The 20,102-nt window shown below is 62.1% G+C and carries 22 protein-coding genes; 11 read left to right on the top strand and 11 right to left on the bottom strand.

Features of this window, described 5'->3' with window-relative positions:
- The first annotated feature begins 111 nt into the window (after positions 1-111).
- From ABIA96_RS19795 to ABIA96_RS19780, 4 genes are all read left to right on the top strand, one after another.
- Entirely contained in the window at positions 112-1,776 is a 1,665-nt protein-coding gene (locus ABIA96_RS19795) for a methanol/ethanol family PQQ-dependent dehydrogenase (protein ID WP_354138722.1), read from the top strand.
- 13 nt (positions 1,777-1,789) lie between these two features.
- The gene (locus ABIA96_RS19790) at positions 1,790-2,143 is read left to right on the top strand and encodes a c-type cytochrome (RefSeq protein ID WP_354138721.1); all 354 of its coding nucleotides are present in this window, start codon (positions 1,790-1,792) and stop codon (positions 2,141-2,143) included.
- Positions 2,140-3,066 (top strand): substrate-binding periplasmic protein, encoded by a 927-nt coding sequence (locus ABIA96_RS19785; RefSeq protein WP_354138720.1) that lies wholly within the window; start codon positions 2,140-2,142, stop codon positions 3,064-3,066. The genes ABIA96_RS19790 and ABIA96_RS19785 overlap by 4 nt, the downstream gene beginning before the upstream one ends.
- A 232-nt stretch (positions 3,067-3,298) precedes the next feature.
- On the top strand, positions 3,299-4,321 hold the full coding sequence (locus ABIA96_RS19780; RefSeq protein ID WP_354138719.1) for an FUSC family protein: 1,023 nt from the start codon (positions 3,299-3,301) through the stop codon (positions 4,319-4,321).
- A gap of 84 nt (positions 4,322-4,405) precedes the next feature.
- Here the strand turns inward: ABIA96_RS19780 and ABIA96_RS19775 are convergent, their stop codons facing one another.
- Positions 4,406-5,374, bottom strand: a complete 969-nt coding sequence (locus tag ABIA96_RS19775) for a helix-turn-helix domain-containing protein (protein WP_188104829.1) — start codon at positions 5,372-5,374, stop codon at positions 4,406-4,408.
- A gap of 516 nt (positions 5,375-5,890) precedes the next feature.
- Between ABIA96_RS19775 and xoxF5 the strand changes: the two genes are divergently transcribed.
- The 7 genes from xoxF5 (at position 5,891) to ABIA96_RS19740 (ending at position 13,755) form a co-directional block, all read left to right on the top strand.
- Positions 5,891-7,696: a lanthanide-dependent methanol dehydrogenase XoxF5 gene (gene xoxF5 / locus ABIA96_RS19770; protein ID WP_354138718.1), complete on the top strand. Its 1,806-nt coding sequence runs from the start codon at positions 5,891-5,893 to the stop codon at positions 7,694-7,696.
- Positions 7,697-7,807: 111 nt separating this feature from the next.
- Positions 7,808-8,296: a c-type cytochrome, methanol metabolism-related gene (locus ABIA96_RS19765; RefSeq protein WP_354138977.1), complete on the top strand. Its 489-nt coding sequence runs from the start codon at positions 7,808-7,810 to the stop codon at positions 8,294-8,296.
- A gap of 61 nt (positions 8,297-8,357) precedes the next feature.
- Positions 8,358-9,467, top strand: a complete 1,110-nt coding sequence (locus tag ABIA96_RS19760) for an S-(hydroxymethyl)glutathione dehydrogenase/class III alcohol dehydrogenase (protein WP_354138717.1) — start codon at positions 8,358-8,360, stop codon at positions 9,465-9,467.
- A 33-nt stretch (positions 9,468-9,500) separates the two neighbouring features.
- The gene (gene gfa / locus ABIA96_RS19755) at positions 9,501-10,061 is read left to right on the top strand and encodes an S-(hydroxymethyl)glutathione synthase (protein ID WP_354138716.1); all 561 of its coding nucleotides are present in this window, start codon (positions 9,501-9,503) and stop codon (positions 10,059-10,061) included.
- Positions 10,062-10,672: 611 nt separating this feature from the next.
- Positions 10,673-11,125, top strand: coding sequence for a (2Fe-2S)-binding protein (locus tag ABIA96_RS19750; protein WP_354138715.1), 453 nt, complete (start codon positions 10,673-10,675; stop codon positions 11,123-11,125).
- 1 nt (position 11,126) lies between these two features.
- On the top strand, positions 11,127-13,439 hold the full coding sequence (locus ABIA96_RS19745; RefSeq protein ID WP_354138714.1) for a xanthine dehydrogenase family protein molybdopterin-binding subunit: 2,313 nt from the start codon (positions 11,127-11,129) through the stop codon (positions 13,437-13,439).
- Positions 13,440-13,491: 52 nt separating this feature from the next.
- The gene (locus ABIA96_RS19740) at positions 13,492-13,755 is read left to right on the top strand and encodes a hypothetical protein (protein ID WP_354138713.1); all 264 of its coding nucleotides are present in this window, start codon (positions 13,492-13,494) and stop codon (positions 13,753-13,755) included.
- A 103-nt stretch (positions 13,756-13,858) separates the two neighbouring features.
- Here the strand turns inward: ABIA96_RS19740 and ABIA96_RS19735 are convergent, their stop codons facing one another.
- From ABIA96_RS19735 to ABIA96_RS19690, 10 genes are all read right to left on the bottom strand, one after another.
- Positions 13,859-14,089, bottom strand: a complete 231-nt coding sequence (locus ABIA96_RS19735) for a hypothetical protein (protein ID WP_354138712.1) — start codon at positions 14,087-14,089, stop codon at positions 13,859-13,861.
- Positions 14,086-14,433, bottom strand: a complete 348-nt coding sequence (locus ABIA96_RS19730; RefSeq protein WP_354138711.1) for a hypothetical protein — start codon at positions 14,431-14,433, stop codon at positions 14,086-14,088. The genes ABIA96_RS19735 and ABIA96_RS19730 overlap by 4 nt, the downstream gene beginning before the upstream one ends.
- Positions 14,430-14,936 (bottom strand): DUF5681 domain-containing protein, encoded by a 507-nt coding sequence (locus ABIA96_RS19725; protein WP_354138710.1) that lies wholly within the window; start codon positions 14,934-14,936, stop codon positions 14,430-14,432. The genes ABIA96_RS19730 and ABIA96_RS19725 overlap by 4 nt, the downstream gene beginning before the upstream one ends.
- Complete coding sequence (locus ABIA96_RS19720; RefSeq protein WP_354138709.1) at positions 14,933-15,196, bottom strand: hypothetical protein; 264 nt, start codon at positions 15,194-15,196, stop codon at positions 14,933-14,935. The genes ABIA96_RS19725 and ABIA96_RS19720 overlap by 4 nt, the downstream gene beginning before the upstream one ends.
- A 43-nt stretch (positions 15,197-15,239) precedes the next feature.
- The gene (locus tag ABIA96_RS19715) at positions 15,240-17,654 is read right to left on the bottom strand and encodes a hypothetical protein (protein WP_354138708.1); all 2,415 of its coding nucleotides are present in this window, start codon (positions 17,652-17,654) and stop codon (positions 15,240-15,242) included.
- A 99-nt stretch (positions 17,655-17,753) separates the two neighbouring features.
- Complete coding sequence (locus ABIA96_RS19710; RefSeq protein WP_354138707.1) at positions 17,754-18,434, bottom strand: hypothetical protein; 681 nt, start codon at positions 18,432-18,434, stop codon at positions 17,754-17,756.
- A gap of 466 nt (positions 18,435-18,900) precedes the next feature.
- The gene (locus ABIA96_RS19705; protein WP_354138706.1) at positions 18,901-19,080 is read right to left on the bottom strand and encodes a hypothetical protein; all 180 of its coding nucleotides are present in this window, start codon (positions 19,078-19,080) and stop codon (positions 18,901-18,903) included.
- Positions 19,077-19,286, bottom strand: a complete 210-nt coding sequence (locus ABIA96_RS19700; RefSeq protein ID WP_354138705.1) for a hypothetical protein — start codon at positions 19,284-19,286, stop codon at positions 19,077-19,079. The genes ABIA96_RS19705 and ABIA96_RS19700 overlap by 4 nt, the downstream gene beginning before the upstream one ends.
- On the bottom strand, positions 19,279-19,566 hold the full coding sequence (locus ABIA96_RS19695) for a hypothetical protein (protein ID WP_354138704.1): 288 nt from the start codon (positions 19,564-19,566) through the stop codon (positions 19,279-19,281). Before ABIA96_RS19695 ends, ABIA96_RS19700 begins: the two co-directional genes overlap by 8 nt.
- Before the next feature lie 167 nt (positions 19,567-19,733).
- Positions 19,734-20,096 carry a hypothetical protein gene (locus tag ABIA96_RS19690; protein WP_354138703.1) on the bottom strand — a complete coding sequence of 121 codons (363 nt, stop codon included), beginning with the start codon at positions 20,094-20,096 and terminating at the stop codon, positions 19,734-19,736.
- Positions 20,097-20,102: the final 6 nt, after the last annotated feature.

Raw genomic sequence — 20,102 nt, 5'->3', positions numbered from 1 at the left:
TGGCGTCCAACATATCGGCCGCGCGCTTTCGACTTTCGTATTGACGGGTTTTGCATTCGGACCGAGTGTTGCTGCCGCAGCGCCAAAAGGCGCGCGTATTGGGAGGAACGGATGAAACGTTTTGCGATGGCCGCGAGCCTCGTCATATCCGCATGCTCGGTTGCGAGCGCACAGACGACCGATCAACTGGTCAAAGGCGCAACCGATACGTCGAACGTTCTCAATTACGGGATGGGCTACAATCTCCAGCGCTTCTCGACGCTGAACCAGGTCAACAAGGACAACGTCAAGAACCTCGTCCCGGTCTGGAACTATTCCTTCAACGACGATCGCAGCGAGGAATCGCAGCCGCTGGTGTACCAGGGCGTGATCTACGTGACCTCTCACAATGCGACCATGGCGGTCGACGCCAAGACCGGCAAGCAGATCTGGAAATCCAAGATCGAATATCCGGCCGAGACACCGCGCATCGTCTGCTGCGGCATCATCAACCGCGGCGCCGCTCTCTTCGACGGCAAGCTATTCCGCACCACGCTCGACGCCAACGTGATCGCGATCGACGCCAAGGACGGCAAGGAGCTGTGGCGGCAGAAGGCGGCCGACATCAAGGAAGGCTATTCGATGACGGTCGCGCCGCTGGTTGCCGACGGCGTCGTCATCACCGGCATTTCCGGCGCCGAGTTCGGCACCCGCGGCTTCATCGACGGCTGGGATCCGGCAACGGGCAAGCATCTCTGGCGCACCCATTCGGTCCCCTCGCCGGACGAGCCCGGCGGCGACACCTGGAAGGGCGACACCTGGAAGCTCGGCGGCGGTTCGACCTGGATCACCGGCTCCTATGATCCCGAGCTGAACACGGTCTATTGGGGTATCGGCAATCCCGGTCCGTTCAACGCGGCCGTGCGCCCCGGCGACAATCTCTACACCTGTTCCGTGCTGGCGATGGATCCCAAGACCGGCAAGATCAAGTGGCACTACCAGTTCTCGCCGAACAATCCGTTCGACTATGACTCCGTGGCCGAGATGGTCCTCGCCGATATGAACGTCGACGGCAAGCCGACCAAGGTGCTGATGGATGCCAACCGCAACGGCTTCTTCTACGTGCTCGACCGCACCAACGGAAAGTTGCTCGCGGCCAATCCTTACGTGAAGGTGAACTGGGCAACCGGCGTTGACCTGAAGACCGGCCGCCCGATGGAAACCGATGTCGTCAAGGATGCGCGCGAGGGCAAGAAGGTCACCGTCTATCCGTCGATCCTCGGCGGCAAGAACTGGGAGCCGATGTCGTTCAACCCGCAGACCGGCCTCGCCTACGCCAACACGCTCGCCTTCGGCGGCAAGTACAAGTCGGAGCCGGTCACCTTCAAGCAGGGTGAATGGTATCTCGGCATGGACCTCACCGATCCCTGGGAATGGGGTGACGGCGCGCGCGGCCATCTGAAGGCGATCGATCCGATGACCGGCAAGGCGAAGTGGGAGGCGGCAAGCGACATCCCGCGCTTCTCCGGCGTGTTGTCGACCGCGGGCGGCGTCGTGTTCACGGGTGCGCTGACCGGCGAGTTCGAGGCCTTCGACGCCGACACCGGCAAGAAGCTCTGGCAGTTCCAGACCGGCTCCGGGATCGAGGGACAGCCGGTGACCTGGCAGCAGGACGGCGTGCAATACGTCGCAGTGACCAGCGGCTATGGCGGCGTCTACTCGCTGTTCTCCGGCGACGAGCGGCTGGCCAAGGTGCCGCCCGGCGGCTCGCTGTGGGTCTTTGCGGTCAAGCAGTAAGCGGCAAGACACGTTGAAAGACATACCTCACAGGACGGTGGCGATCCTCGCCACCGTCGCGGTGCTGACGGTCGCGCTTGCGGCGACCGTTCGTGCCGCGGATGATTCGAACGGCAATCCGCTGCAGGCGCAGATCGACCATGGCAAGTCGACCTATGCCGAAAAGTGCTCGCACTGCCACGGCCCCAACATGATGAATTCCGGCACCATCACGCCGGACCTGCGCGCCTTTCCCAACGACAAGACGCGCTTCGTCACCACCGTGAAGAACGGCAAGAACAACAAGATGCCTCCCTGGGGCGATATTTTGAACGACGACGAGATCGGAAATCTCTGGGCCTTCATCTCGAGCCGGAGGAAGCCATGAGAGGTCGGCTGGCAGCACTCGGTCTCACCATAATGCTCGCAGCACCGGCGACAGCGGCGTGGGCGGCCGATCCGTTGAGCATCTGTCTCGACGAGGACCACCCGCCGCTCTCGGCGCATCACCGCGGCAAGCCGGATTCGGGCTTCGACGTGCTGCTGGCGCAGGCGGTCGCTGACCGAATGGGACGTCCACTCAGGATCCAGTGGTTCGAGAGCAAGCTGGATGAAGATTCGAGCCCGCAGCTCGAGGCCAACGCGCTGCTGTCCGACGGCCGTTGCTCACTGGTTGGCGGCTACGCGCTGACGACGGATTCCCTCGTCAAGCCCGGCCTGAAGACGGCGCGCCTGCCGGATTTCGCGGGCGCCACGCGCGATGACCGGCGCCGCCGCGTCGCGCTCGGCGAGCTCGCGCCGAGCCGGCCTTATGTCTATTCGCCGATGACAGTGGTGCTCGGGCCGAAGGCGCGCGACCGCAAGATCAGCGATATCGGCGACCTCGCGGGCCTGCGCCTCGCAATCGAAAGCGGATCCCTCGGCGACGCCATCCTGATGACCTTCGACAAGGGACGGCTGATCGACAGCATCACCCATCTCGTGCCCGCCCGCGACGACCTCCTCGGCGCGCTCGATCGCGGCGATTATGATGCGACCCTGATCGATCTCGCGCGCTACGACGCACATCGCGCCGCGCGTCCCGACACGGCGATCACGGCGTCCGGCTATTATTATCCGATCGGCGCCAATCGCGGCTATGTCGGGCTCGCCAGCGATCCTGCCCTGATCGAGGCCGCCAACAAGGCGCTGACGGATCTTGCGGCCCAGGGCAAAATCGCCGAACTCGGCAAACAAGCAGGCCTGACCTATCTGCAGCCGCGTGAGCCCGCGATCCTCGGGGACGTCTGGACGAAGATCATTCAGCGGTGACGGAGACGCTCTCGTGTCTCGGACGCACGAAGCTGAAGTCTTCGCGCACAGTTGCATCAGCGTCGTCATTGCGAGCGTAGCGAAGCAATCCAGACTCTTTTCCGGGAGGGTTTCTGGATTGCTTCGTCGCAAGAGCTCCTCGCAATGACGGAGTGGGGAGCAGCGACATTGACTCGCCTGGCTGCGGCCCGATCCGTATGATGCGGACCTTTCATCCGCCCATCGGTGCCCAGTGAACGTCCCCAGCATCCCACCCTCCGCCGGCCTGCGCGATCTTCTTTCCCGGGAAATCAAGACCGGCGAGCTCCTGCGCGCGCTGATCGTCGTCGGCCCGTTCGTTGCCGCCTATTTCGTCTTGCGCGAGACGGCGCTGCTGAATTTGGGATTGATCGCGGTGTCGCTGCTCATTCCCGCGCTGCGGCTGCACTTTCCGCCTAAAGTGATCGCGTGGCACTACCTTGCGATCCTCTTGGCGTTCGCCGCGCTCTTCCTTGCGGCCCCGATCAAGCCACTGTTCGTCGTCCTGACAGCGCTCACCGGCTTCCTTGCGGTCGCGGCAACACGCCATGGCGAGCACTTCCGCACGCTTGGCAATTGGGTGTTCATTCCGGCCGTCTATCTTGCCTGCGAGGTACGCGAGGGCGTGCGCGCATCGGAAGCGTTCCGACACGCCGGCATCATCATCCTCTCCTCTCCGGTTGCGCTGGCGCTGGTCTGCGGCATCCAGATCTACGACCAGCGGCGGCGCGCCAACGCCGCGACGTCGTTCGGATCGCCGGCCACCGAGTGGCTGCTGCCGGCAGCGGCCACCGCCACGGCGGTGTTCGCCGCGGCGGCGCTGGTCGAGATTCTGGATCTTGCGCAGGGGCAATGGGTGATGTGGTCGGCCGCGAGTGTCGTGGTCGGCGATCTCTCCGCCTCCACCGACAAGCTGAAGCAACGCGCCATCGGCGCGTTCGTCGGCGTGCCCTTAGGCTTCCTCGCCGGCCTCGCGCTGACGCAAAACCGCGTCGGCTATGCGCTTGCGGTTCTCGCGGCGACGCTCACGCTGATCTCGTTCTCCCGCTATATCGTCGGCTTCGGCCTACGCTGTTTCTTCATTGCGGTCGCTGCATCCTTTGCCGGCGGCGCCAGCGGAATTGCGGAGGAGCGCGTTGCCAATGTGATCATCGGCGGCACATTCGGTCTCATCGCCGTCGTCCTGACCAATATCGTCTGGCAGCGTGTGGTGCGGAGAGCCCCGTCATCGGGATAAGGCGCAGCCATGGCGAAGCCACGCAATGCAACACCTTCGAGACAAATGAATGACCGGCGACAACGACGCGCCGTCCTGCGCGGCCTAATTCTCGTCCGCGGCAACGGCGCCCTGCTGCGCCTTGTGGATCGAGGACGGCACCACGCCGAAATATTTCCGGAACACGCGGCTGAAATGCGATGAGCTGGAGAAGCCCCAGGAGAACGCGACGTCGGTGATGGTCTTGCCCGCGTGGGCCTCGAGCTCCTGGCGGCAGTTCTGCAAACGCGCCTGCCAGATGTAATCGCTCACCGTGGTGCCGCGCTCCGAGAACAACATGTGCAGATAGCGCTTCGAGCAGCCGAGCTCCGCGGAGATCTGGTCGATGCACAGATCAGGATCGCGCAGATGCTCACGGATGAAAAATTGGGCACGCACATACATCGCCTCGGGCCCGACCCGATCGAACATCGTGTCGGCTTCGCGCAGCGGCAGCAGCAACAGGTCGATCAGCGAATCGGCGACGCCGACCGCGCTGTTGGCCGAGAGCTTCGCCGCCTCGTCGAACGTGGCATGGACGAAATCATGGGCGATCCGTCCCGTTCCCGTCTTCGCCGACAGCTTGCAGGCCGGCATGCGCTGCGACGGGAAGCCGCGATCGCGCAGCAGCGCCTTCGGCACGATCACCACGTCGTGGCGCGTGAAGGCGGGGCTGACGATCAGATGCGGACAGGAGACGTCATAGGCGATGATGTCGCCCGGGTTCAGCTCGATGTGGCGACCTTCCTGCTCGAAATACGATACGCCATACGTCTGGAAGTGAATTTTTATGTAGGGATGTTCATTGGCCTTGGCGCGCGCCAGTGTGTGCGCGATGCGATGCTGGCTGACCTCGATCTGACAGAGCTTCAGACGCGAAACGCTGGTGTAGTCGATGCGCCCTTCGAGCGATGACGCTTCCAGCGGATCGACATCGAAGTGTCCGCACAGACTCGTCAGCCCGTCGATCCAACTCTGGATCTGCCGCTTCGGCGTCAGTCCTGTCGTCGAGAGCGTATGAATTGTGTCGGACATTAATCCAGCCGCTGGGTGTTGTCAGGAGATTCGACGCGAATCGCGACCAGCGCTGCCGGAGCCCTCAGCCTTGATTGCGTGACGTTTACCTCAAATTCGGGCGGTCTTTTGAAACGAGCGCCATCGTTCCATTGCCACTCTTGGAAGTTAATCCTCCGCCTTAGTTGCAGCGCCGTCAAGGGGAACCTGAGCGCTGAGCGTGGCGCCGAGCCGCATGGAAGCCGCTGAATTCGCTACCGCAAAATCAAAAACTTCGCATTCGTGCGCTGTCGAGCAAAGCGGGTTCACTCTTGGGCAAGTTTCCCGATGGCGAAGTCGTTAGGGATTGCTGCAGGAACAAAAAGAACGGGCCGCTCCTGCACGTGGACCCGTAGCTCTCATCCAGGAGGAGGAAACAGCACAGCATCGTTTCTGGTCCCAAACGTGACCGCCCTGCACGAGCAGACGCTGGACTCAAAGCCCGGCGATTGAGCAATGCTTCGGAAACAATAAAACGAGATCAACGGAGGAATGACTATGCGCAAGGTGCTACTGGCGACCTTACTTGGCTCCGCGGCGGCTCTCGCTGTCGGCGGCGCCTCAGCCAATGATGAGCTGATCAAGATGTCGCAGAACCCGAAAGATTGGGTGATGCCGACGGGCGACTACGCCAATACCCGTTATTCCAAGCTGAACCAGATCAACGCACAAAACGTCGGCAAGCTCCAGGTCGCCTGGACCTTCTCGACCGGCGTGCTGCGCGGCCATGAAGGCGGCCCGCTGATCATCGGCAACATGATGTACGTTCATACGCCGTTCCCGAACAAGGTCTACGCCATTGACCTTTCGCAGGAGAACAAGATCGTCTGGAGGTACGAGCCGAAGCAGGATCCGAACGTCATCCCGGTGATGTGCTGCGACACGGTTAACCGTGGTCTGGCGTACGGCGACGGCAAGATATTCCTGCATCAGGCTGACACCACCCTGGTCGCGCTCGACGCCAAGACCGGCCAGGTTGCATGGAGCGCGAAGAATGGCGACGCCAGCAAGGGCGAGACCGGCACCTCGGCGCCGATGGTCGTCAAAGACAAGGTGCTGGTCGGCATCTCCGGTGGCGAGTTCGGCGTTCAAGCCCACATGACCGCCTACGACATCAAGACAGGCAAGATCGCCTGGCGCGGCTATTCGGAAGGGCCGGATGACCAGCTTCTGGTCGACGACAAGACCACCGCGCTCGGCAAGCCGATCGGCAAGGATTCCAGCCTGAAGACCTGGCAGGGCGATCAGTGGAAGATCGGAGGCGGCGCGACATGGGGCTGGATCTCCTACGATCCCGAACTGAATCTCATCTACTACGGATCAGGTAACCCCTCGACCTGGAATCCGAAGCAGCGTCCCGGCGACAACAAATGGTCGATGACGATCTGGGCGCGCAATCCCGACACCGGCGTGGCCAAGTGGGTCTATCAGATGACGCCCCATGACGAATGGGATTATGACGGCGTCAACGAGATGATCCTCTCGGACCAGTCGATCAACGGCCAGCCGCGCAAGTTGCTGACGCATTTCGATCGTAACGGCCTCGGCTATACGCTCGATCGCACCAACGGCGAATTGCTCGTCGCCGAGAAGTACGACCCGAAGGTGAACTGGACCTCCGGCGTCGACATGGACAAGAACTCCGCCACCTATGGCCGTCCGAAGGTGCTCGACGCAGCTTCGACCGACAAGGCCGGCGAAGATCACAACGTGAAGGGCATCTGCCCGGCCGCGCTCGGCACCAAGGACGAGCAGCCGGCGGCCTACTCGCCGGACACGCAACTGTTCTATGTTCCGACCAACCACGTCTGCATGGACTACGAGCCGTTCAAGGTGAGCTACACCGCGGGCCAGCCCTATGTGGGGGCGACGCTCTCGATGTATCCGCCGCAGGGCGATACCAATATGGGTAACTTCATCGCCTGGGACGGCAAGACCGGCAAGATCGTCTGGTCGAACAAGGAGCAGTTCTCGGTCTGGTCGGGTGCGCTCGCAACCGCCGGCGGTGTGGTGTTCTACGGCACGCTCGAAGGCTACCTGAAGGCAGTCGACGCCAAGACCGGCAAGGAGCTCTACAAGTTCAAGACTCCCTCCGGCATCATCGGCAACGTCACCACCTATGAGAACGGCGGCAAACAGTATGTCGCAGTGCTCTCCGGCGTGGGCGGCTGGGCCGGCATCGGTCTGGCAGCAGGCCTGACCGATCCGACCGCAGGTCTCGGCGCAGTCGGTGGCTACGCCGCGCTCAGCAACTACACGGCACTCGGCGGCACGCTGACCGTGTTCTCGCTGCCGGCGAACTAGCCTCACCTTCGTATCGCTCCGGCGCGTGGATCAACTCCACGCGCCGGCTCGTCTCCACCGAACGCCTTCGAGGAACACCTCTTGCGTAAAATCTGCTCTATCATTGCTGCGATGATCTTCGTTGCGTCCGGAGGAATTGCTGTCGCGGACGGCTCGGGTGACCCGACCGCCGTCAAGCAGAACGAAACTGGCGAATGGCTCGATAAGGACGGTAACCCGACCTACAAGATCAATGGCGACTCCGTCGACTGGTACACCTATTCCGGATACCGCCGCTACCACTCGGACTGCCATGTGTGTCATGGCCCGGATGGCATGGGCTCGACCTATGCGCCCGCACTGAAGGATTCGCTCAAGACGATGAGCTATGCCGATTTTCTCGGCGTCGTGGCCTCCGGCCGCAAGAACATCTCGACTGCCGCGGAGAACGTGATGCCGGCCTTCGGCGATAATCCGAACGTCGCCTGCTACATGGATGATCTCTACGTCTATCTGCGCGCCCGCTCCAACGAGGCCTGGGGTCGCGCCCGTCCGGGTAAACACGAGGACAAGAACGACGCCTATACCAAGAATGAAGATTCGTGCATGGGCAGGAAGTGAACGTTTGGAGCCCGGCCGAGACCTAAGACTCGGCATCCTGCGAGAATTTGAGGAGTTACCGATGAAGACACGTGCCGCCGTCGCTTTCGAAGCCAAGAAGCCGCTCGAAATCGTCGAGGTCGATCTGGAAGGGCCGAAGGCCGGCGAGGTTCTGGTCGAGATCAAGGCGACGGGCATTTGCCATACCGACGCCTACACGCTCGACGGTTTCGACAGCGAAGGAATCTTCCCGTCGATCCTGGGCCATGAGGGCGCTGGCATCATCCGCGAGATCGGCGCAGGCGTGACCTCGGTAAAGCCGGGCGATCACGTCATTCCGCTCTACACGCCGGAATGCCGGCAGTGCAAAAGCTGCCTGAGCCAGAAGACCAATCTCTGCACCGCGATCCGTGCGACGCAAGGCAAGGGCGTGATGCCTGACGGCACCAGCCGCTTCTCCTACAAGGGCAAGCCGATCTATCACTACATGGGCTGCTCGACCTTCTCCAACTTCACGGTGCTGCCGGAGATCGCGGTGGCGAAGATCCGCGAGGACGCCCCCTTCGACAAGAGCTGCTACATCGGCTGCGGCGTCACCACCGGCGTCGGCGCCGTCGTCAACACCGCGAAGGTCGAGCCGGGCTCCAACGTGGTCGTGTTCGGCCTCGGCGGAATTGGCCTCAACGTGATCCAGGGCGCCAAGATGGCCGGCGCCGACAAGATCATCGGCGTCGACATCAACGACTCCAAGGAGGAATGGGGCCGCCGGTTTGGCATGACCGACTTCGTCAATCCCAAGAAGATCACCGGCGACATCGTCCCGCACCTTGTCACCCTGACCGACGGCGGCGCCGACTACACCTTCGACTGCACCGGCAACACCACCGTGATGCGCCAGGCGCTGGAAGCCTGCCATCGCGGCTGGGGGACATCGATCGTCATCGGCGTTGCCGAATCCGGCAAGGAGATCGCCACCCGCCCGTTCCAGCTCGTCACCGGCCGTAATTGGCGCGGCACCGCCTTCGGCGGCGCCCGCGGCCGCACCGACGTGCCGAAGATCGTCGACTGGTACATGAACGGAAAGATCCAGATCGACCCGATGATCACCCACACGCTCAAGCTCGAAGACATCAACAAGGGCTTCGATCTGATGCATGAGGGGAAATCTATTCGTTCAGTCGTCGTGTTCTAGCTCGCAAGCGTCATACCCAAGGAGGATCGACCCATGACTGCACTGCATCCCTCGATCGACAACGGTCTCAAACAAGGCACCGGCCATTTTGCCGGCGGCACACTCGCCTGCAAATGTAAGGACCACCAGGTCAAAGTCGGCATCAAGGGCGACGTGGCGCATAACCACGCCTGCGGTTGCACCAAGTGCTGGAAGCCGCAGGGTGCGAACTTCTCTGTCGTTGCAGTGGTGCCGCGCCAGAACGTCACCGTGCTCGAGAACGGGGACAAGCTTCAGATCGTCGACGCGTCTGCAGTGATCCAGCGCCACGCCTGCAAGGCCTGCGGCACCCATATGTATGGCCGTATCGAGAACAAGAACCATCCGTTCTATGGGCTCGATTTCATCCATCCGGAGCTATTCCAGGAGCAGGGCTCGCAGGCGCCGCAATTCGCCGCCTTCGTTTCCTCGGTGATCGAATCGGGTGTGAAGCCCGAGCAGATGGCCGGCATTCGCTCGCGGCTGAAGGAGATCGGCCTCGAGCCCTATGACTGCCTGTCGCCGGCACTGATGGATGCGATCGCGACCCACGTGGCAAAGGCCAAGGCCGCCTGAGCAAAGCCGCCAGAAATTGTCCGTTCCCGCGCTGGTCGCCAGCAAGGGAACGGACAGCTCTCGAATGATTTGCGGCGAGTTCGTCGCCCGTGCACTTTGCGTATGCGAGCGCGTTCCGCTCCCTCAGTCCTGGTCTCTGAATGACTGCGCAGTGCCGCCCTCTTCTTGCTTGAAGTCAGCGCGTCTTGCGATTCTCCCTCCCTCGACTGAGGATTACTGCTTCGTCCGCACAGTCCCTCTGGCGGACGAAGCTTTTTTCACCGCGCCTCAGATTCTGTAATTGTGCAACGCGCTACCTGTTGCCGCGCCCTGCTTTTGACAACCTTCGTTGCAATCTTTTCCCATCGAGAACACCGGGCTGTGAACGCTGGCCCGGCGCGATTTCTGCTACGATTTCGCTGTGATGATGCCGCGCGACATTCAATCAATTAAGAACAAAACGGGAGGTATCGAGCACATCCGCACATGACGATTCGCATTCGAGCTTCCTGCCGGGATTTGCCCGCGGAGGATAACGGGCGGAGATGCGGCGGCACGACGTACGGACCATTTCGCCGATCGAGATCGGCAAATCCTGAAATCATCGAGCTTATGAAGAGCGAGGGACGATCATGATCAAGGTAAAGATCAACGGCCAGGAACAGAGCTGGGACGGCGACCCGGATCTCCCGCTACTCTGGTTCCTGCGCGACGAGGCCGGGCTGACCGGCACCAAGTTCGGTTGCGGCCAGGCCCTGTGCGGCGCTTGCACCGTCATCGTCGACAAGGAGGCGGTGCGCTCCTGCATCACGTCGATCAACGACGTCGCCGGACGCGAGGTCACCACGATCGAAGGGCTGCATCCGGACGGCGATCATCCCGTCCAGAAGGCCTGGCGCCAGGTCAATGTTCCCCAATGCGGCTTCTGCCAGGCTGGCCAGATCATGCAGGCCGCGGCGCTCTTGCTGGAAAATCCGAAGCCGTCGCACGACCAGATCCGCGAGGCGATGTCCGGCAACATCTGCCGCTGCGGCTGCTACCAGCGCATCGAGAACGCGGTCCATCTCGCATCGACGGGAGTGTGACATGAATTTCATCGACAATCCCCGGAAGCTTCGAGGCTTCGAGAAGAACATCAAGGTCGAGAAGATCTCGCGCCGCAGCATCCTGAAGGGGCTCGGCGTCACAGGCGGCTTCGTGCTCGCCGCCCCCGTGATGACGCGCCAGGCCTTCGCCTATGAGACCGGTGCCGGCAAGATGCCGCATGGCGTCGTGGTCGATCCGCGCGTGTTCGTCGCGGTCGCGCCTGATGGCACCGTCACCATCTTCGCCCACCGCTCCGAGATGGGCACCGGCGTGCGCACCAGCCTGCCGCTGGTCGTGGCCGAGGAGATGGAGGCCGACTGGGCACGCGTGAAGGTGGAGCAGGCCCATGGCGACGAGGTCAAGTTCGGCAACCAGGATACGGACGGTTCGCGCAGCACGCGGCACTATCTGATGCCGATGCGCCAGATCGGCGCCTCTGCCCGCACCATGCTGGAGCAGGCCGCAGCCAAGCGCTGGGGCGTGCCGGCCACCGAAGTGAAGGCAGTCAATCACGAGGTCGTCCACAGCGCGAGCGGACGCAAGCTCGGCTTCGGCGAGATCGCGGCGGACGCTGCCAAGGAATCGGTGCCGAGCATCGAACGCCTCAAGCTGAAGGACCCCAAGGACTTCCGCTACCTCGGCAAGGGCCAGATCGGCATCGTCGATCTCCACGACATCACCACCGGCAAGGCCCGTTACGGCGCCGACGTGCGCCTGCCCGGGATGAAATACGCCGTGATCGCGCGCCCGCCGGTGACCGGCGGCAAGCTCACCTCGTTCGATCCGGACGCGGCGCTGAAAGTGCCCGGCGTCGAGAAGGTGATGCAGGTGCGCGGCTGGCCGTGGCCCTCGAAGTTCCAGCCGCTCGGCGGCGTCGCGGTGATCGCGCGCAACACCGGTGCTGCGATCAAGGGCCGCGACGCGCTGAAGCTCGTCTGGGACGACGGCGCCAACGGCAAGTACGACTCGGTCGCCTACCGCAAGGAACTCGAGGAGGCCGCGCGCAAGCCCGGTCTCGTCGTGCGCCAGGAGGGCGATGCCGACGCCGCGCTGAAGACCGCCGCCAAGGTCGTGACCGGCGAATATTATCTGCCGCACCTCGCCCATGTCAGCATGGAGCCGCCGGTCGCGGTCGCCGACGTCAAGGGTGACAAGGCGGAGATCTGGGCGCCGGTGCAGAGCCCGGGTGGTACCCGCGAGGACGTCGCCAAGACACTCGGCATCCCCGAGGACAATGTCACCGTCAATGTCACGCTGCTCGGCGGCGGTTTCGGCCGCAAGTCGAAATGCGATTTCGCGCTCGAGGCAGCGCTGCTGTCGAAAGAGCTCGGTACGCCCGTGAAGGTGCAGTGGACGCGCGAGGACGACCTTCATCACGACTTCCTGCACACCGTCTCGGTCGAGCGGATCGAGGCCGGACTGGACAAGGACGGCAAGGTGATCGCCTGGCGCCACCGCAGTGTGGCGCCGACCATCGCCTCGACCTTCGCAGCGGGCGCCAAGCACGCAGCAGCATTCGAGCTCGGCATGGGGCTTGTCGACATGCCGTTCGAGATCGCCAACATCTCTTGCGAGAACCCGGAAGCCGCGGCGTTCACCCGCATCGGCTGGTTCCGCTCGGTCTCGAATATCCCGCGTGCCTTCGCGGTGCAGTCGATGGTCGGCGAAATCGCGAATGCGACCGGGCGCGACCAGAAAGAGACGCTCCTTTCGTTGATTGGAAGTCCCCGCATCGTCAAGCCGGCGGTCAAAGACCTCTGGAACTACGGCGAGCCTTATGACAGCTACCCGATCGACACCGCGCGCCTGCGCAAGGTGGTCGAGCTGGTCGCCGAGAAGGGCGAATGGGGCCGGCAGGTTCCGAAGGGCCACGGCCTCGGCATCGCCGTGCACCGCAGCTTCGTCAGCTACATCGCGACCATCGTCGAGGTGGCCGTCGATGACAAGGGCAAGCTGACTGTGCCGCGGGTCGACACCGCGATCGACTGCGGTACCTATGTCAACCCCGAGCGCATCGCCTCGCAGATCGAGGGCGCCGCGATCATGGGACTGAGCCTCGCCAAATATGGCGCGGTCACCTTCAAGGACGGCAAGGTGGAGCAGAAGAATTTTGACGACTTCCAGGTCGTCAGGATCGACGAGGCTCCGCTGGTGACCAATGTCTACATCGTTCCGCCCGCATCAGACACTCCGCCGAGCGGCGTCGGCGAGCCCGGCGTGCCGCCGTTCGCACCGGCGCTGATGAACGCGATCTTCGCGGCGACCGGCAAGCGCATCCGCGCGCTGCCGCTCGGCAAGCAATTGGAGGCGTAACGGAACACTAGACGGCTCGCGCCGTTTCCATCGATCTGACAGGAGCAGATCGATGACAGACATCCCAAGGGCGCTCGCAGTCTCGCTACTGTCGAGCGCCTTTCTTTTGACGACCGCCACCGCGTTCGCCCAGGGCAACACCGCCACGCCGCCGACTACGGCGACGCGGCCCACCACGCCGGAGCAGAATTCGCTTCCCAACGCCAGCGCTCCACCCGCCTCCACGACCCAGACCACCGGGCAGAGCAGCACCGATTCCAAAATTCGGGAGATGAATCAGAAAGAAAAGGACAAGGTCGAACGCGAGGGCAAGTAGGCCAGGGTCGCGCGCAAAATGCGGCGGACGTTGCCGTCCGCCGCTAAGGTCGATAATTTGTAGCAATATCAATGCTACAGCCGACCAGCCCGGGACGCGTCCCCTAACCGTTCCCCAGTGCACCGGGCGGCAGAGCGCCCCCATAGTCAGCCCCCGCCTTGGTGAAGGCAGCGGCAAGGGCCTGATCAGGATCGCCGTAGACGCGGGGCTTGAAGTCCCGTTCGTCGATAGGCGGCCCTGTGTCTTTGAACTGGTGAAGCTGGCGGCCCTTCGCATCGTAAGTGCGCTGCCGTATGCGCTTACGCTTGGCCGGAGCCTCTTCCGCCTCGCTCATCGGCGCGGCTCCACCGGCGGAACGTCCGAATAGTGCGGCGCGATCGTCGCCCACCATTCCTCGAAGCTTCCAAACCTCTCCAGTTCGTCACTTCGCGGCAACCCGCCAACGTTCAGCCTTGCCTCGCCTGCGGCCAGGGCGGCTTGCGCGGTCCGCTGGACAAACGCTTCCAGCTCTTCGCTGTCATCGCGTTCCCACCGGGTCTCGCCCGCATAGGCGAAATTTATCGGCCCCGGCAATCCGCCCTCAATGAGCAGAATTCGGAACGGTGGCTTTCCGTCTGGCGCGAGCCGCATGTTGAGCTTGCGCTCGATTGCCGCGAGTCTCTTCTCGATGTCGCTCATTGTTCGATCCTTTGTTCGATCGCCTTCAGGCGGGTTTCGATCTCGGCAGTCTCGATGGCGCGCCGCTGCAACTCGACGACAGCGCTGATCTCGACAGCCTCAGCCGGTGACAGTTGGCCGGCAGCCATCGCCGTTGTGATGGCTTGCAGTGCGGCCACGACGTCACCGGTGGTTTTGATTGCCGGCAGCGGGAACGGCGCTGCGCGCCCCCTGCGCGGTGGTTCGATACGGTCAACGATTAGTTTTTGCGATGCCCGGTCCCCGCGCTTGGCCTGCCTGATGATCTTGGCGACGATGTCCGAGCGGTCGTCCTCCGTCATGGCCTCGATCAAGAGTGTCCGGCGGTTCCGTGTGCCTTTCCGCCGGCCGGATGGATTGGCGCTGGCCGCTCCTTTTTGAAAACGTCCGGTTTTCGACCTGTTGTTTACCGGTACCGGCGGTGCTGGCGCATCGTCTGGAGGGGCGAGTGCGATGATGTTGGCCATGGCAGAAAGGTCGGTCATTTCACGTCCGCGATTATCGATTTGATCCACTCGTTGTCTTGATCGGAGAGCGCTACGGTAGGCGTGGAATCATTTCCGTTGTTGAAGCGCTCCCAATCGGCGACGGTCTGGACAACCTTCTGGCAACGTTCCCAACCGTCCTGCCAGAAGCGTTGCGCGCTGACCGGGCCTTTCGCTATCGGAAGGCGATGGGCCGCACAAACCTGTGCGGCTTTCCCGATCTGGTCTGGCATCTGAGCCAGCGCGGTGGTCGCGATCACCGAGATCGCCGCTGCGATAAAAGGTCTCATCTCGAATTCTCCGTTATTGCATTTCTTCTGCCACGCATCCCAGCGATTGGATCGAGGCGGTGCCGCCTGTGATCGCGGCAATCTGCATATCGAACCAATATGCCGACCCAGGGGTGAGGCCCGTTCCAAGACCGGTTGCGGTGAAGGGCAGAGATACTGCACCACCTCCCGATGCCGGGTTCGTGACAACTGCGGCGCTGCCGAATGTGGTCCCGGTCGCCGCGTCACCATTGTTTGGAACAGCTCCGGCGCCCATGGCGAGGCGGTAAGTCGCCGTATCGCCGGCCGTGTTGTTGTTGATCGAGCCGGTGATCGTGAACCTGACGCGCGTGCCGCGCACGGGAGTGATGACGCAGGTCGACCCCAGGCCCATCATCTTTGCAGTCGGGCTGAGGCTGGTGGTCCCGGTTGGGTTGCCAGGCGCTGCGTTCAAGGCAGCGGCGCTTCCCTGCAACAACATAGATCCGGTCGACCCGATGTTCACACCAAGAGCAGTGATAACGCTTGTTCCGGTGGTGACCGTAGCCGGAGCCGCGCCGGCACCGCCGCCGACGACGACCGCATTAGCAGCCAGAAGCCCGCTGGATGCCATCGTGCTTGTGTTGTTGAAGTATGGGATGCCGCCGCTTGTGCCGCTGCCGATGCCCGTGCCACCCTGTGCAACGGCCACTTGCGCAACGGACGAAAGATTGCCGGCCGTATCATTCTTGATGATGCCGGCCGAGCCTCCGTTGAGTGCTTGAAACGTGATCTTAGCTCCGCCGACGCCCGGACTTGTCACCAAGTAGTTTCCGGCAGAGTCGCCGAGAACGACAGACCCGCTCGTCGGAGACCTGACGAAAATATCGCCGCCGCCATCAGCAAAAATCGTGGACGTGAGGATAGCGCCAGAACCGTTCACGCCTTGGAAAATGAGGTTCTGCGAATTGAGCGTTGTGCCGCTGGAAGCGACAGGTCCGACGACAAACGCGTTCACAGCAGCGCCAGCTTCACTGTTGAAGGCGTTTGACCACTTTGCGCCAGTGTTAACGTTCAACTTGTTGATCAGGATGGCGTCGCCCTGGTTGGTTGTCGAATCGCCGCTACCGGTGATCAGGAGGCCCTGGAGCTGACCGATGACTGGCTCAGCTCCTGCGGCCTTTTTCCAGATATTCATGTCGATCTCTCGACCGATCTGGGAATTCGCATCATGGCCGCCGTTCGTCACGATCTGCGACAGATTGTGGGTGGAATCAGCACCGGCCCAACAACTCGAATTCGTGCCGTTGCAGAAGCCCCAACCGCCAACACCGATGATATTGGCGTTCAAACCGGAGTTCGATTTTCCAAATCCTGTCACGCCATAGGCGCTTGCGGTGGTGTCGGCGACGTCGATAGTGGCCGTACCCACGATGGCCTGCTGCAATCGGGTTGCCCCGAACTGCTCGGCCGTGCTCAGCGCAGCACCGATCGATACCGTCATCGCATTCCACACGCCGTTGCCGGCGCCAGGACTGGCGATGATCGAGTACAGCGCCGCGTTGCCTGGATTTGCCGCCTGGAATGCAGGCGCCGCCGCGAGCGTAGAGGCGCTGGTGTTGCTCCAATAGGCGATGTTTCCGACCACGGCAGCGCCGGGGCCGGCAGGTACCTGCGCGCCAGCCGCATAGAGCGCACTAGCGTTGATGGTGCCGCTGCCCTTGCTGCCGCCAATCACGGTTGATGGCCAGGTCAAGCCTCCATCGTTTTCCATATGCCCGCGCGATGTAAGGGTCGTGCTCCCGGCAATCGTCGTCGAAAAATCGATATAGGTTGGGTGGCTCGTGTTCGACCACGTCGCGCCGGCATAGAGGCGAACCGCTCCTGCCGGTCCGGCGCGCGACGTGCCGTCATAGCCCCACGCGTTGAGCGAAAGGATCTCATCGTTGGCCACCAACGTTGTCGGTGACGCCAAGGTGCCATTGGCTCGGACGCCGGTCACGATGGTGGCCGCGCCAAAGGTATCGATCTCGACGCGGCCCGTGGCTGCGGAAGCTGCGACGCCTTGCAGAATCATGCCGCTTTGGGCGGCCGGCGTAGCCCCGCCATTAATGTTGATGATCTGATTGGCGCTGAAGGTGTTGGTGGCATTCTTCACCGCGCATTGCGCGCAAGGGAGAGAGCCGATGCTCACACCGTTGATGTAGTAATTGCCGGCGATGTTGATGCTGCCGATGCCTTTATCGCCGCCTGTAACGCCCTGGGGGAGCAAAACGCTACCATTGCTGTAAGTGATAGATGGACCGAGGACGATCCACGGATTTGGCGCCGGGCTCGGCCCTGGACCTCCGCCGCCAGGCCCAGCAGCAAAAGCAATCTGGCCCGACAAAGCCAGCGCGAGAAGAGAAAGCCTGAGTGCGCGCAAGATCGTGTTTGCGTTGTTCGCGAATTGATAGATTGGTGCGGCCATTTTTGTGCCCCAGTGGACGTTCGTTTCGACGTTAGGAATCGAGACGCCACCGGCAGCGGTGCCGGTGGCCCTGGTCTTCTCGAAGATTGATCGCGCTCGCTAGTTCAACGCCCCGCCGGATGACGAGGGGACGCCAGGGCGACCAAGGCGGGGTTCGTTGTGGAAGCCAACTATCTTTCGAACTGGGCGGGCCATGGCGCCTATGAATGTACCGCGGCTTCCGACGAAACTGGTCACTTGATGCCCGCCAGCGCCCTGGGTTTTGACTTCCCTAAAAATATACGGCGCCAGATCAACCGGGTTCAGACCGCGCTGATAAGCGTCGCTCCGGATGCCGTCCAGCACCGTATTGAAGGTGGCCGGATCGCGCGCGATCACAGCCAGTTCCGATTTGGCAAAGCGACTTGAATGCTTTTGAAGCGGCCTGTGAATCCGACAAGCGAAGTCCACAACGGATTCCCCTTGGTGCGGGGCGGGCGCCGTTCCTTCGCCGAGCGCACGATAAGCGACATCAGCGCGGGCCTGCAGCTCTGCGAGAGCATCACGATCGCCCGGCGTGCGCTCCATCTGTTTGATGGTGACGCCGTTCACGCGATCCGAAAGCGCGCGGAATTCGGCGCGCGACACCGAGTCGGCTGCGACGCGTTCGGCCGCTTCTTCTTCGTTGTCCTTTTTGGAAAGCTTGGCGTCGAGGCTGTCGCAACGCTTTGCTATCGCGGTGAAGCCGGTGCGCAATTCGTCCAACGCGGCCATGATGGTCTTGAGCTGCTCTTCGTTCATGGTTTTTTCAATCCTGAGTCTGTGAGTGTTGCGGTCCCTGTGTGGCTGAACCATAGCGGAAAATTTTAGATCGTGCGCGAAAACACTGCAATTCAAGGGGTAAGCGGTAACAAGAGGTAACAACTAGATCGCGTTGCATTGGCTGATCGGTTGATGCATGGTGCGCGTGTGGTTGTTGCAGTGTCTCGGCCGCCCATGCTCGACTTAATCTCCCGAGCGTGGGCGGTTCTGTTTTTGTGAGGGCTCATCGGAGTCCGTCTCAACATCGGAGCACGTGCGATGTCGACGAATCAGAACGAGACCAACGCGATCAACAGCAATTGAAGCGCGGCGCGCCGTCTGTGCGGCGGAGTTGGTTTCCGCCCAACGTAAAGAGGCCCCGGATCATCTCCGGGGCCTCTTTCATTTTTTTACTTACTGGAACCGTTATGGTTGGGGCGCGGTGCTGTGAACACCGATACCCGGCTCATTGGGCCTCCAGTAGCCGCTTGGCCCGCCCCATGGCATCTTCGGTTTGCCGCATCGCGGCCAGCTCCCGCTCCAGTCTCTCGAACAGCGGGACCACCACCGGACCATCGCGCACGACAAGATGCGCACAGAGCGCGAGCGCGCGCTCAAGGCGCTCGATCGTTACAGGTTCAGTCATCGTCCGTTTCCAATCCGCATCGGAGAGCGCAAGTTTTCCAGCAACCGCCTCGCGCGATCCATCGCGTCTTCGGTCTGTCGCATCGCCGTCAGCTCGCGCTCCAACCTCTCGAATAGAGGGACCCTTTTAGGGCCGTCCAGCCCCACAAGATACGCGGCCAGAGCGACAGCGCGCTCCAGGCGCTCGACGGTGATTGCTTCATTCATGGTCGTCCTCCGCTGCGATTGCATCGACCAAGGCCGCGTTATACGCGGCGCGAAATTCCGACGTCGTCGGATCGTTCGGCAGCCGAACGCGCGGGGAGCGGTCGACGCGGAAGGATAGATTTCCACTACAATCGCGCTCGACGTACCTTGGCAGGCGCTCGGCCGTGCGAGCGACTTTGCGCGCGCCGATCTCCTCGCGGAGAGAGGTCATGAAGACGAAGAGCGCGAAGGGTGGAAATGTCGGGTGTTCGGACCTAATGTCCGATGCAGCTTTGGCCATGATGATAACCCATCTGGTTAGAGTTAGGGCCTGGCTGGTGTTCGTAGCACCGGTCAGGTCCGCCTTTTATAGAGCGAATCGCGCAAGTTGCAAAATTAGAACGTCCAACCTATGTCCAACATTAGACTCCCACTGAAAATTTAATGTGTCCAACAAAGACTCCCAGATCAGCGGACAAGATCGTAGTTCATCAGTGACAGGAGGTCGGTGCAGGCATTGTGATACGATGGACCGTCTCTGCCTGGTAGCCTCTTCGCCAAACTAACCTCGCACTGGCTCACCAATCTCTCGCGAGGCACGGTGCCGAATTTCTGGCTGAGTGCGAATGCCTCGCTGACCATCTCTATGCAAACATACCGCTTGATGTTGACGGTCGCTGTGATGAATTTGCACGGAACGAGCGCCTGACCTTCGGCGCTATTGGCCCAAACCGGGTCGTTTCCGGATTGAGCCCGCGCCGACGACGTGAAGAAGAGAGACAGCACCAGAGCCGCAACGACGTTGATCGTCAGTAAGGATTTTACCGGCATGGTGGT

The sequence above is a fragment of the Bradyrhizobium sp. LB11.1 genome, from assembly GCF_040549385.1.
GTDB lineage: Bacteria > Pseudomonadota > Alphaproteobacteria > Rhizobiales > Xanthobacteraceae > Bradyrhizobium.
This window is presented reverse-complemented; position numbering and strand designations above follow the sequence as displayed.

What these genes read in the sequence shown, in the direction of transcription:
- ABIA96_RS19785 (WP_354138720.1), top strand. Translation starts at nt 2,140, where the DNA reads ATGAGAGGTCGGCTGGCAGCACTCGGTCTCACCATAATGCTCGCAGCA.
- ABIA96_RS19725 (WP_354138710.1), bottom strand. Translation starts at nt 14,936, where the DNA reads ATGACCGACCTTTCTGCCATGGCCAACATCATCGCACTCGCCCCTCCA.
- ABIA96_RS19715 (WP_354138708.1), bottom strand. Translation starts at nt 17,654, where the DNA reads ATGGCCGCACCAATCTATCAATTCGCGAACAACGCAAACACGATCTTG.
- ABIA96_RS19750 (WP_354138715.1), top strand. Translation starts at nt 10,673, where the DNA reads ATGATCAAGGTAAAGATCAACGGCCAGGAACAGAGCTGGGACGGCGAC.
- ABIA96_RS19740 (WP_354138713.1), top strand. Translation starts at nt 13,492, where the DNA reads ATGACAGACATCCCAAGGGCGCTCGCAGTCTCGCTACTGTCGAGCGCC.
- ABIA96_RS19795 (WP_354138722.1), top strand. Translation starts at nt 112, where the DNA reads ATGAAACGTTTTGCGATGGCCGCGAGCCTCGTCATATCCGCATGCTCG.
- ABIA96_RS19760 (WP_354138717.1), top strand. Translation starts at nt 8,358, where the DNA reads ATGAAGACACGTGCCGCCGTCGCTTTCGAAGCCAAGAAGCCGCTCGAA.
- ABIA96_RS19695 (WP_354138704.1), bottom strand. Translation starts at nt 19,566, where the DNA reads ATGGCCAAAGCTGCATCGGACATTAGGTCCGAACACCCGACATTTCCA.
- xoxF5 (WP_354138718.1), top strand. Translation starts at nt 5,891, where the DNA reads ATGCGCAAGGTGCTACTGGCGACCTTACTTGGCTCCGCGGCGGCTCTC.
- ABIA96_RS19775 (WP_188104829.1), bottom strand. Translation starts at nt 5,374, where the DNA reads ATGTCCGACACAATTCATACGCTCTCGACGACAGGACTGACGCCGAAG.
- ABIA96_RS19765 (WP_354138977.1), top strand. Translation starts at nt 7,808, where the DNA reads ATGATCTTCGTTGCGTCCGGAGGAATTGCTGTCGCGGACGGCTCGGGT.
- ABIA96_RS19735 (WP_354138712.1), bottom strand. Translation starts at nt 14,089, where the DNA reads ATGAGCGAGGCGGAAGAGGCTCCGGCCAAGCGTAAGCGCATACGGCAG.
- ABIA96_RS19690 (WP_354138703.1), bottom strand. Translation starts at nt 20,096, where the DNA reads ATGCCGGTAAAATCCTTACTGACGATCAACGTCGTTGCGGCTCTGGTG.
- gfa (WP_354138716.1), top strand. Translation starts at nt 9,501, where the DNA reads ATGACTGCACTGCATCCCTCGATCGACAACGGTCTCAAACAAGGCACC.
- ABIA96_RS19700 (WP_354138705.1), bottom strand. Translation starts at nt 19,286, where the DNA reads ATGAATGAAGCAATCACCGTCGAGCGCCTGGAGCGCGCTGTCGCTCTG.
- ABIA96_RS19705 (WP_354138706.1), bottom strand. Translation starts at nt 19,080, where the DNA reads ATGACTGAACCTGTAACGATCGAGCGCCTTGAGCGCGCGCTCGCGCTC.
- ABIA96_RS19745 (WP_354138714.1), top strand. Translation starts at nt 11,127, where the DNA reads ATGAATTTCATCGACAATCCCCGGAAGCTTCGAGGCTTCGAGAAGAAC.
- ABIA96_RS19710 (WP_354138707.1), bottom strand. Translation starts at nt 18,434, where the DNA reads ATGAACGAAGAGCAGCTCAAGACCATCATGGCCGCGTTGGACGAATTG.
- ABIA96_RS19730 (WP_354138711.1), bottom strand. Translation starts at nt 14,433, where the DNA reads ATGAGCGACATCGAGAAGAGACTCGCGGCAATCGAGCGCAAGCTCAAC.